The organism is Acidovorax sp. 56 (assembly GCF_002749705.1).
Taxonomy (GTDB): Bacteria; Pseudomonadota; Gammaproteobacteria; order Burkholderiales; family Burkholderiaceae_C; genus Acidovorax.
Genome location: NZ_PEEV01000001.1, coordinates 4,117,295 through 4,127,902 on the forward strand (window position 1 = coordinate 4,117,295; position 10,608 = coordinate 4,127,902).

8 protein-coding genes are annotated in these 10,608 nt (G+C 56.1%); all 8 read left to right on the top strand.

The window, feature by feature from the left end; translation table 11 throughout:
• Nucleotides 1–666 precede the first annotated feature (666 nt).
• The 8 genes from gspD to CLU88_RS18370 all read left to right on the top strand — a co-directional run bounded on the left by gspD (nt 667) and on the right by CLU88_RS18370 (nt 10,580).
• Entirely contained in the window at nt 667–3,036 is a 2,370-nt protein-coding gene (gene gspD, locus CLU88_RS18335; RefSeq protein ID WP_099657825.1) for a type II secretion system secretin GspD, read from the top strand.
• 304 nt (nt 3,037–3,340) lie between these two features.
• Nucleotides 3,341–3,616: a hypothetical protein gene (locus tag CLU88_RS18340; RefSeq protein WP_233205525.1), complete on the top strand. Its 276-nt coding sequence runs from the start codon at nt 3,341–3,343 to the stop codon at nt 3,614–3,616.
• 187 nt (nt 3,617–3,803) lie between these two features.
• Nucleotides 3,804–5,405, top strand: a complete 1,602-nt coding sequence (locus tag CLU88_RS18345) for a cell surface protein (protein WP_099657827.1) — start codon at nt 3,804–3,806, stop codon at nt 5,403–5,405.
• An 88-nt stretch (nt 5,406–5,493) separates the two neighbouring features.
• On the top strand, nt 5,494–6,408 hold the full coding sequence (locus CLU88_RS18350) for a peptidylprolyl isomerase (protein WP_233205526.1): 915 nt from the start codon (nt 5,494–5,496) through the stop codon (nt 6,406–6,408).
• Nucleotides 6,409–6,542: 134 nt separating this feature from the next.
• Nucleotides 6,543–7,343 (top strand): ABC transporter permease, encoded by an 801-nt coding sequence (locus CLU88_RS18355; protein ID WP_099657828.1) that lies wholly within the window; start codon nt 6,543–6,545, stop codon nt 7,341–7,343.
• Nucleotides 7,340–8,668, top strand: coding sequence for an ABC transporter ATP-binding protein (locus CLU88_RS18360; RefSeq protein ID WP_099657829.1), 1,329 nt, complete (start codon nt 7,340–7,342; stop codon nt 8,666–8,668). The genes CLU88_RS18355 and CLU88_RS18360 overlap by 4 nt, the downstream gene beginning before the upstream one ends.
• A gap of 53 nt (nt 8,669–8,721) precedes the next feature.
• Nucleotides 8,722–9,663 carry a class I SAM-dependent methyltransferase gene (locus CLU88_RS18365; RefSeq protein ID WP_233205527.1) on the top strand — a complete coding sequence of 314 codons (942 nt, stop codon included), beginning with the start codon at nt 8,722–8,724 and terminating at the stop codon, nt 9,661–9,663.
• A gap of 56 nt (nt 9,664–9,719) precedes the next feature.
• The gene (locus CLU88_RS18370; RefSeq protein WP_099657830.1) at nt 9,720–10,580 is read left to right on the top strand and encodes a cyclopropane-fatty-acyl-phospholipid synthase family protein; all 861 of its coding nucleotides are present in this window, start codon (nt 9,720–9,722) and stop codon (nt 10,578–10,580) included.
• Nucleotides 10,581–10,608 lie beyond the last annotated feature (28 nt).

Sequence of the window (10,608 nt, forward strand, 5' to 3'; positions counted from 1 at the left end):
TGCACTGCTTGTGGTGCTGAACCTGTTGCTGCTGGGCGCTATCTGCTGGATGTGGATCACGCCTGGGGGAGAGCTGCGCAACATGCAGTGGCAACCCCCTTCGTCTGTCAAAGTAGACCTGCATGCGCTGCTTCCGTCTTTGCCGGGACCCGGCCAGAGTGACACCAGCCAGTTCTTGCGTATGCTTGAGCGACCGCTTTTTTCTATGACCCGGCGGCCTCCCCCGCCTCCACCACCGCCCAAAGTGGAGTCCCCCGAACCCGTCAACTGGTTTGCTCAGGCAAAGCTCACCGGTGTGTATGAGGGGCAGGCGGGAGGCGGCATCATCATCTTCTACGAAGGCAAAGATCGCAGGGTTGCACTCAATGGTTATTTGGATGGCTGGAAGCTGCAGTCCGTCAGTGGTGCACAGGCCTCCTTTGAAAAGAGCGGCCAGACCCGAGTAGTTCCGTTGCAGAGAGCCGCCCTTGCCACCTACTCGGGCTTGCCGCAAGCGCGGCCAGCTGCTACTCCACCCAGAGAGGGCGCAGGGCGAGATGCGGCGGCACAGCAGCCACCTGCACCGCCACCGGCAGCGGGCTCCAATGCCGCTCCCGAGAATCGTTCTCGTGCCGTTTTTGGTGGGTCACGCTGAGTGCGTTGCCCACATTCAACCCGTTTTTTACGATGAACTCTTCACGCTACGTACTTGCTGCTTCTGTCCTTGCCGCCTGTCAATTGGCTCAGGCGCAGCCCGTGCCCACTACCCCTGCGGTCAGTGCTCAGCCTGCTCCGCAGTCTTCCTCTGCCCCCCAGCCGACATCGCAAACGCCGCCCGAAAAGCTGCGCGTTGCTGGGGAAAAGGCCGCGGTAGATGGAAAGCCTGCTCCTGAGTCCCTTCCAGAGGCGGAGCCACGCATCATCAGAGGGAGTGGCCAAGTCATTGCCGCTCCCAAGGCTGTCTCTGCGGTGAGTGGCGCACCAGTCTCCTTTCGTTTTGAGGAGGCTCCAGTCGCTGAGGTCATCCGCACTGTGTTGGGTGACATTCTGGGGGTGGACTATGTGATGCACCCTCCGCTGCAAGGCACGGTGACTTTGGCAACACGCAACCCCATCGCCCCAGACCAAGCAGTGTTTTTGCTGGAGAGTGCGCTCCAGGCCAATGGCTTGGCACTGGTGCGTGATGCGCGTGGAACCTTTCATGCGGGCCGAGCCGATGCGCTTAAAGGAATATCGGGTTCTGTGAGGCAGATGGGGGGCAGCAGCCCTGTGATTGCGCCTGGCTATGGCGCTGTCATTATTCCGCTGCAGTACATCGGTGCCGGTGAAATGGCCTCAATTCTTCGGCCCATGGTGTCTGCTGAAGCCTTGGTGCGGGTGGACACCGTTCGCAATCTTCTGGTCATGATGGGCACTCGCACACAGGCAGAAGGTTGGATGGAGTTGGTCAACACTTTTGATGTGGACTTGCTCAAGGGCATGTCGGTCGGGGTGTTCCCTCTTAAATACGCTAGCACTAAAGAGGTCGAGGCGGCGCTGAGGCTGGTCAGCGGCGGTGGCGGCGCAGGTGATGCCGCTTCTCAGCAATCTTCTACTTTGGCGGCCAGAGCGCCTGGTGCTGCGCAATCGGCGGCGCCGACTAGTTTGGGGGAGGGTAATCCCTTTTTTGGCGCATTGCGCATCATGCCTATTGACCGTATCAATAGCATCTTGGTGGTCACCCCGAAGGCCTCCTATCTAGAGGAGGCTCGCCGTTGGATTGAGCGCTTGGACAAGCCCAGTGATAGTGGTTCAGAGCCCCAACTGTTTGTCTACCCTGTTCAAAATGGGAATGCACGCCATTTGGCTGGCGTACTAGGAGGGCTCTTTGGCTCTGGCCCAGCGACTGGGAGTACCGCCAACAGTGGGGTGGCTCCAGGTCTGGGCACCTCTACTGGCAACTCATTGGGGCAGTCGGGAGCTTCGTCCGGTATTTCTGGTGGGGCTTTGAGTGCCAATAACAACGCGTCGCCGTTTGGAAGCGGGTCCAGCTTAAATAGTCGCTCTAGCAGTACAACGACACGCACTACCGGGCAACAGAGCGGGCAGGGCGCCGTGGCTGCCAATTTGGGGTCCATACGTGTCATTGCTGACGAGCTGAACAACTCTGTATTGGTCTGGTCCACAAAGTCGGAGTTCAGCAAGATCGAAGCAACCCTCAAGCGGCTGGACCTACCCTTGACCCAGGTTCTCATAGACGCAAGCATCATTGAGGTTACTTTGACTGATGACTTGCAATATGGCCTCAAATGGGCTTTCAGTGGTGATGCGCGGGCTGGCTACTCTGGTATTGGCAATGTGGGTGGGTTGGATACGACGGCGACTGCTGCCCTGACAAACGGCTTTTCATATGCACTGAGGAATGGCGCTGGGGCCTTGAAGGCCACCATCAGCGCCTTGGCAGGAAAGTCGCTGCTCAAGATGCTATCGAACCCATCGCTTATGGTGTTGGATAACCATACGGCGACGATTACGGTGGGTGATCAAGTACCAGTCCAAACCGCCACAACCAATGTGATTACTGGGGTCGCAACCAATACCAACACTTATCAGTACAAAGACACGGGTGTCAATTTGTCCGTCACTCCTTCCGTCAATGCGGGCAACATTGTGTCGATGCAGATTGACCAGACGGTGACCGATGTGGTTACGGGGTCGTCTGCAACCCAGCCGACGTTTTTGCAGCGCCAAATCGGCAGCAAAGTTGCAGTACGGTCAGGTGAGTCCATCGTTTTGGGCGGGTTGATTAAAAACAACGAGACAAAAATTAAGAACGGTGTGCCTTTGTTGCAAGAGTTGCCCTTGGTCGGGAACCTCTTTGCGCAAAACACCACCAAAGGTACCCGCACCGAATTGTTGGTCATCATCACACCGCGTGTTGTTCGCTCTGATGTAGACATCCGCGAAGTGAGCGAGGACTTGCGGGAGCGCTTGCGAGGGCTCAAAGACATTTCCAGCAACAAAGAGGCAAACCGGCCTCAAGCTGCGGAGCCTTTTGTTCCTGCAACTGCAAACTAATTGTGCAAAAAGGGCAACCCGCTGGCGCAGTGGCTGCGGGCTCTTGGCGTCGCCTGGAATGGGGTTGCCGCTCCTTTGTATGACACCTCTGTGCTCGTCTCTCGCACTGGGCCTGTGCGAACTTTAATCAATTTGATCAACGTGGAGCTTTTATCCTATGAGTAGTAAGTACCCTCACTATCGTCGCCTTGCTCTGCTTGCCTTGGCCGCTGGGGTTGTTGGGCTGGCTGGCTGCGCATCTATTGGCACGCAGACTCCAGAGCAGGTCGTAGAAAAGCGCGCTACGGACTATTGGAAGGCGCGAATGAGTGCGAAGTACGAGGTCGCGTACCAGTTTTCTACGCCGGGCTACCGCAAGGTGCGCACGGCTGAGCAGTACAAGCTGCAGTTTGGTGCTGGTGTATCTGTGGTGGATGCATCTGTGTCAAAAGTCGTGTGCGAGCCAGAAAAATGCGAGGTGCAGATGAAATTGGGTGTGAAACCCGCTATCCTCATGCTCAAGCTCGACAAGGTGGAAACCTACATGAACGAGACATGGCTGCTGGAAGACGGCCAGTGGTGGCACTATCAAGACCTTTGATGGCGCTGTTCCGCACGCTGGTTGAGCAAGGCAACTGCCGCGTATCAACTAGTGTTGCATTTCTTCAACAAGAGGGGTTTTTTGGATGCCTTGTGCTGGACATGCCTCTCGCGCGCTGTGCTACCATACCTTAGCGTAATCAATCGTGGTAGTTGCGCTTACCAACTTTTTAACTGGAGTTCTTGATATGAGAAAAAATGTTCTGGCCCTGAGCATTGCTGCCATGATTGGTGGCCTGGGCTTTGCCGGCGTCGCTTCTGCTGATGTGGTTGCTGGTAACGGTACGTTCATTCCTGGAACGTCGATGGACACCACTACGGCTACTTCTTTGCAAGTGTCGCAAGGTGGTATCGGTCACTCGCTGATCGTTCCTTACTTCAACGCTCAAAACGGTAACATGACCGTTCTGCACGTTGTGAACACCGACACTGCAAACGGCAAGGCTGTGAAGGTTCGCTTCCGCGGCGCTCTGAACTCTGACGACATTCTTGACTTCCAAGTCTTCATGTCGCCTGGCGACGTGTGGACTGCTGCTGTGTCAGCTGGTTCTGATGGCGTGGCTACTCTGACAACTGGCGACGGCACCTGCACATTGCCTACACTGGCGAAGGGCGTGGCTCAGGCTTTCGTTCAAGACCGTCTGAACTCTGTTCTGACCGCTGCTGACAAGGCAAACAACACCCGTGAAGGCTACGTTGAAATTTTCAACATGGCTGACATTCCTGCAAACACTGCAACTACATCGCTGTACACAGCTATCAAGCACGTGAACGGTGTTGCACCTTGCACGGCATCGGTGTTGAATAACACTCTGCAAAACTTCACAACGCAAGCTGCTGCTTCGACTGCAGGCTTTAACACGCCTACAACAGGTCTGTACGGCGACTGGTACATCATCAACGTTGCCCAAACAACAACGTTCTCCGGTGGTGCCACTGCTATTACAGCTCTGACACCTACTGGTGTTGCTGGTCGTGGTAACTTTGTGCACTTCCCACAAAATGCCAACGCCAATGCAGCGCCAATGCTGGCTTCGGCTGATCCGCTGTTCCGTACAGACTCTCGCGATGCTGCTGGCGTTCAAGTGAGCGGTGCCAAGATTGCTGCTGCAAACTATGACCTGCCTGACCTGTCAACACCTTACACGGTGGGGACTTTGAACGCTGCAGCTCCTCTGGCGCAAGCAACCAACCTGACGAACGCGATCAAGGTGACTTCCATCACCAACCAGTACGCTAACGATGCATCCATCTCTGCTAAGACAGACTGGGTGTTCTCTATGCCTACACGTCGCTACAACGTGGCTGCGAACTACGCAGCTACCAGCAACGGTGCTTTCAGCACTGCTGCTAGCGACTACCGCCTGTTCTCGGACTTGGCAGCTGTTGGTTTCGGCGACGAAATGTTCACTGCAGCCAACACGACTGCTCTGGCAACCAACGGTGCTATTTGCGTGAACGCTGATGCTCAGACATTCTATGACCGCGAAGAAACCACCAAGACCAGCGGTGCCGTGTTCTCTCCAGGTACAGTGTCTGCTACTCGCTTCTGCGGCGAAACCAGCGTTCTGAGCTTCGCTGACTCCGGCGTGTCGGTGTTGGGTGGTGCTGTTGCACGTCAAAACGTGTCCGGCGTGTACACCAACGGTTGGGCTGTTCTGTCGACCAACAACAGCGGCAAGGGTCTGCCAATCTTGGGTTCTTCGTTCATCAAGCTGTCTAACCCAAGCGCAACTGCCAACACATCTGGTACCTACGGTATCACTTGGGATCACCGCTTCACACGTTAATTCGTGGGCACTTAATCACAGCAATGTGATCTAAAAAGGCGGGGGGCTTCCCCCGCCTTTTTTTTTAACTGCTTGGAACGTACTGTCGATGTCTCAAACACTGAAAAGCTTGAATTCACCCTTCTTGTCGCGTGCTGTATTGGTTGCTGCGGCCGTGTTGTGCGCTCCCGCCTGGGCTGCTGATGATGCTCTGGTCGAAGGTGAGAAAATAAAAATCACGGTGCAAGACATGCAGGCCGACGCATTGCGCATGCCAGTTGAAATGCGGCCACAAGTGTTGGGCAAGCCGCAGACGGTGACGCAAATCGCCTCCAACTTGTATGCACGCAGAGCCATGGCATTGCGTGCAGAGGCTGATGGCCTTGAAAAAGATCCTGCTGTCGTTGCGGCATTGCGCATTGCCCGCGACAAAGTACTGTCTGACGCCTACTTGGAAAAATTGGACAAAGCGGCAGCCCCCACCGATGAAGCTGCCGAAAAAATGGCGCAAACCGTTTACAAAGCGAAGTCAGACCGCTTCAAGGTAGATGAGCAGGTTCGGGTTCGTCACATTTTGATCAGCCCCACAACTCCCAATGCCCGTGAGAAAATTGACGAGGTCGTGAAAAAATTGGCATCGGGTGCTGAGTTTGGGGCCTTGGCCAAAGAAGTCTCTGCAGACCCAGGCAGTGCTGCCAAGGGAGGCGATTTAGGCTTCTTTGCAAAAGGCAGAATGCTGCCAGAGTTTGAAACAGCGGCGTTTGCTTTGAAGAAAAAAGGCGATCTCAGTGGTGTTGTCGAAACAAAGTTTGGCTTCCACGTACTGCAGCTGGAAGAAAAGCGTCCCGCTGGCATTCGACCATTTGAAGACGTTCGAGATGAGTTGATCAAGGAAGTCAAAAGCTCTGTGGTTCAAGAGGCGCGGGTAGCTGAAGCGCAAAAATTGCAACAAGGTGCGAAAGTCAATGCACCTGCAGTATCTGCATTCGCAGCAGAATACTCAAACACACCCACGCAAAAATAATTAAATTGCTTTTCGCTAGGCCAATTAAATAGCAATACCTATTGGCTTGGTATGAGCTAAACCAAACCCGCCCGGTAGGCGGGTTTGGTGTTTTTGCTGGAATACATATTTGCTACTGTGAGTGGCGTGACCTTATGATGATTTTGATGGATGAAGCTCGAACCTTGTGGCGCTCCCGCACCCTGGTTTGGGGGCTTACACGTCGAGAGGTATCGGCCCGTCATAGTGGTACCGTGTTGGGCGTGCTATGGCCTTATCTGCAGCCTTTGCTTACGGTTGCTGCTTATTATTTGGTATTTGACGTTGTGTTCTCTATGCGCCTGGGTGATGGTGCCCCAACGCACGCGGTCGGTGCATTTCTTATCGTCGGGGCGCTGCCGTGGATGGCGTTCTGTGACGCAATATCCCGTGGCATGAACAGTTTGCTAGATGCTGGCGGACTGCTTCAAAAAAATCCGCTACCGCCTGTTCTGTTTGTTACCCGGACTGTCTTGGCAAGCCTCATTGTTTATGTGCCCTTGCTGCTCGTTGTTGCAATTCTGTATGCGCCATCACATCGCTTCAATATTGCAGTGTTGGCCTTCCCTGTATTTTTAGCCTTGCAAGTGCTTTTGAGTCTGCTGCTGGGTTTTATATTGGCCATATTGGCTGCCGCATTGCGTGACACTGTGCAGCTGGTTGGCTTCTTATTGTCTGTTGGAATTTATCTCTCACCGGTCCTTTTTCCACTTACCATGTTTCCAGAAAAATGGAGGTGGGTTTTGTGGCTCAATCCTATGACTTCGCTGGTGCAGGGCTACCAAGAGATTCTTCTTCGCGGCGTATGGCCCCCTTTGAGCGCATGGTTGGTAACTTTGGGTTGGCTGGGGTTGGCCGCAGTTTTGCTGTCGGTACTGGTAAGCCGCAGTAGGGACCAGTTGGTAGACTGGTTATGACAGTGCAAGCTCCGCAATATTCCATCGCCGCGAATCCCGTACTTAGGGTTCGATCGGTTAGCAAAGAGTACAAGCTATACCCCTCACCACGGTCGCGCTTGCGCGCGTTACTGACTGGCAGGGCAACGCATCGCAGCCATTGGGCGTTACGAGATGTCTCGTTCGAACTTCAGCGCGGCGAATGTATTGGAGTCATTGGCGACAATGGTGCAGGGAAAAGCTCGTTGCTTAAATTGTTGGCGGGGACCATGCAGCCAAGCCAAGGCTCTATTGAGCGCGTAGGGCGAGTTACCGCCATTTTGGAGTTGGGCGCAGGCTTTCACCCCGACTTCAGCGGGCGAGACAATCTGTACTTCGGCGGCAGTCTCATTGGTATCAGCCGCGAAGAAATGGAGCGGCTGGAGCCTGAAATCATCGAATTTTGCGAACTGGGTGAGGCGCTGGACAGGCCGGTGAAGACATATTCATCGGGCATGACGGTGCGCTTGGCGTTCGCATTGGTCACGGCGGTGCAGCCCGATGTGCTGATCATTGACGAGGCATTGGCCGTGGGCGATCAGCACTTCCAGAAGAAGTGCGTGGAGCGTATTACTGCCTTTCGCAACAGCGGGTGCACCATTTTGTTTTGCTCGCACAGTCCGTACCACATCCGGCATTTGTGTGACCGGGCCCTGTGGCTCAAGGCCGGGCAAGTGGCCCAGTTCGGCGGCACCGAAGAGGTGTTGGCGGCCTACGATGTGTACACCCGCCAGCGAGAAGCGGGCGATTTGGCAGAGGCTGCGCAGCCCATAGCCCCCGCTTTGCCTATGGACTCCGAATCTGCGGGTTCATTTGAAGCCTCCGTGTCTGCTGTTGTGGAGCCCGCTCCATCGCCTGCTGGCCCTGCCGCCTCCGTGGCTGCCACCGACGGTGGTGGTGGTGCCTGCATTTTGTCCGTGGATGTTTCTAATCTGGCAGAGCCGCAGAATGGGCAGCCTGCTGTACTGCAAGGCCAGGATTTGGTGGTCACGATCAAGGCGCGCGGACGGGGTGCAGAGCGACCGCACATTGGGTTCATGATTGAGCAGTCCAAAGGGGTGGGCATCACCTCGCTTGCAACCCATGAGGATGGCGCACATCCGGTGCAGCAGCCTGATGGGACATGGTGCTCGGTGCTTACGTTTCCTGACCTTCCGCTGCACAGCGGCGACTACGTGATCAGCGCGTTTTTGTTCGACGAGACAGGGCTGGCGGTGTACGACGAGTGGTTTCAGTTCATGCACTTTCGGTTTATTTTCCCCAAGCCCCTGCCGGGCTTGGTGCGTTTGCCCCACCACTGGAGTTGATGGGCTGGGGCACCTTGGCCCTATAGACAGTGACAGACATTGCAGAGAAAAAGATGAACGATGAACAAGGCCGCATGGACGGCAATGCACATGAGCCCGCTTTGGGTTGCAAGCCAGACCAGCCACCCAGTGCAGGCCAGCAGCTATTACAAGAGGGGCTTCTTTTGCTGGGCCAGGGCGACCGCACGGGTGCCGCCCAGGTACTTGCGCGCGCCCGCAGCGAGCGCGACACGCTGTTGCAAGCCCATGCGCTGATCGAGTCCAATGACTTGGTAGGCTCGTTTCGCAACATCATGGGGTTGGACTGCACCATTTCCCCACAAGACGATATTTTTGGCTTCTTTGCCGGGCATGCCTCCAGCACCAACCCCTTGCGTGACTACCTGGCAGACGGGTGGCGCACGTTGTCGGAGTTGATGCTGCTGCTGGAGGCAGTGGGCCAGCCTTTGCTGCAGACACCCAGCGTGCTGGAGTTTGCCAGCGGCCACGGGCGATTCACCCGCCACCTGGTGAAGGTGCTGGGGCCGAGCCGGGTCACGGTGTCTGACGTGGTGCCCGATGCCGTTGGCTTTGCAACGCAAACCTTTGGCGTGCAAGGCTTCATGTCTGCCAGTGTGCCTGAGCAGGTGCAATGGCCCCGGCGCTATGGGCTGGTGTTTGTGCTGTCGTTGTTCAGCCACCTGCCGCGCAGCACCTGGTCACGCTGGCTCAAGGTGTTGTGGGATGCGGTGGAGCCCGGTGGTTTACTGGTGTTCACCACCCACGGGATCAAGGCGGCAAACTTTGACCATGTCACGCTCGATGAGGAAGGCTATTTCTTCGCGCCCTCGAGCGAGTCCAACGCCATCGACGGCCAGGAATACGGCACGGCCTTCACTGCCGAGCCCTTTGTGCTGGCGCGCATTGCTGAGACGGTGGGGGCTGGGAGTTTGGTGCACAAGTCCTTGGTGCATTTCTGGAACCACCAAGACGCCTACGTGCTGCGCAAGCAGTAAAACACAACGGAGCGCGCTGGGGATTGCGGTGGCGCGGCATCCATAGGAGGTTATTCATGGGTTTGATCGCGCGCCTGCAAGAGCGGCTTCTGGGGGTCGCGCCCTGGGATGCTGGGCAAATCACCGACGAATGGTTTCGAGCCCATTTTGAGTACGCCGCCGATGTGGTGAACCACTGGGTGGGCGGCGTTCTGGACATACCCAAGTCGCGGTTTTTGAACTTTGGCTGTGGTGATGGCATTACCGATTTGTCGCTGGCGCTGCGCTATGGCGCCACCTCCATTCATGGGGTGGACGTGCGGCGCGAGTACCAAAAGCTGCCACGCATTGCACGTGAGCAATTGGGCATGCAGCGTGTGCCCGTGGCGCTCACGTTTGAAACCATCCAGTCGGGCGATGCCTTGGCCCAGGCGGGCGTGCAGTACGACGGCATCATGAGCTGGTCCACCTTTGAGCATGTGCGGCGTGACCAATTGGCAACCATCCTGGCCGATTTGCATGCCTGCCTTCGCCCAGGAGGCTATTTCTTCATCCAGATCGAGCCGCTGTATTTCTCCCCGTATGGCTCGCACCTGCGCCGCTACGACGACACACCCTGGCACCATTTGCTGGCGACGGAAGATGAGCTGTGGAAGGTGATCGAAAACCACCAGGGGCCGATCGACCCGGCCGAAGTAGATTTTGGCTTTGCTGATTTTGGTGTGGATGGCTACAAGCGGTTTGTCTTCAATGAATACAAGGCGCTGAACCGACTAACAGCGGACGAATTGGTGCAATTCGCCAAGGGTGCAGGCTTTAGCGTTGCCAGGGAAGAGCGGCGCACCGTGGACCTTGAGGTGCCCGAGGGTTTGCTGTCGCAGTACCCTCGCGACTGGTTGGTGAACAACGAGATTTTCCTGCTGCTACGCAAGGACTGAGCCCCTGAGGTCGCGACAGGCCCGATCA

Coding starts and splice junctions, on each gene's coding strand:
- CLU88_RS18370 (WP_099657830.1), top strand. CDS start 9,720: ATGGGTTTGATCGCGCGCCTGCAAGAGCGGCTTCTGGGGGTCGCGCCC.
- CLU88_RS18365 (WP_233205527.1), top strand. CDS start 8,722: ATGAACGATGAACAAGGCCGCATGGACGGCAATGCACATGAGCCCGCT.
- CLU88_RS18355 (WP_099657828.1), top strand. CDS start 6,543: ATGATGATTTTGATGGATGAAGCTCGAACCTTGTGGCGCTCCCGCACC.
- CLU88_RS18360 (WP_099657829.1), top strand. CDS start 7,340: ATGACAGTGCAAGCTCCGCAATATTCCATCGCCGCGAATCCCGTACTT.
- CLU88_RS18350 (WP_233205526.1), top strand. CDS start 5,494: ATGTCTCAAACACTGAAAAGCTTGAATTCACCCTTCTTGTCGCGTGCT.
- CLU88_RS18345 (WP_099657827.1), top strand. CDS start 3,804: ATGAGAAAAAATGTTCTGGCCCTGAGCATTGCTGCCATGATTGGTGGC.
- gspD (WP_099657825.1), top strand. CDS start 667: ATGAACTCTTCACGCTACGTACTTGCTGCTTCTGTCCTTGCCGCCTGT.
- CLU88_RS18340 (WP_233205525.1), top strand. CDS start 3,341: ATGAGTGCGAAGTACGAGGTCGCGTACCAGTTTTCTACGCCGGGCTAC.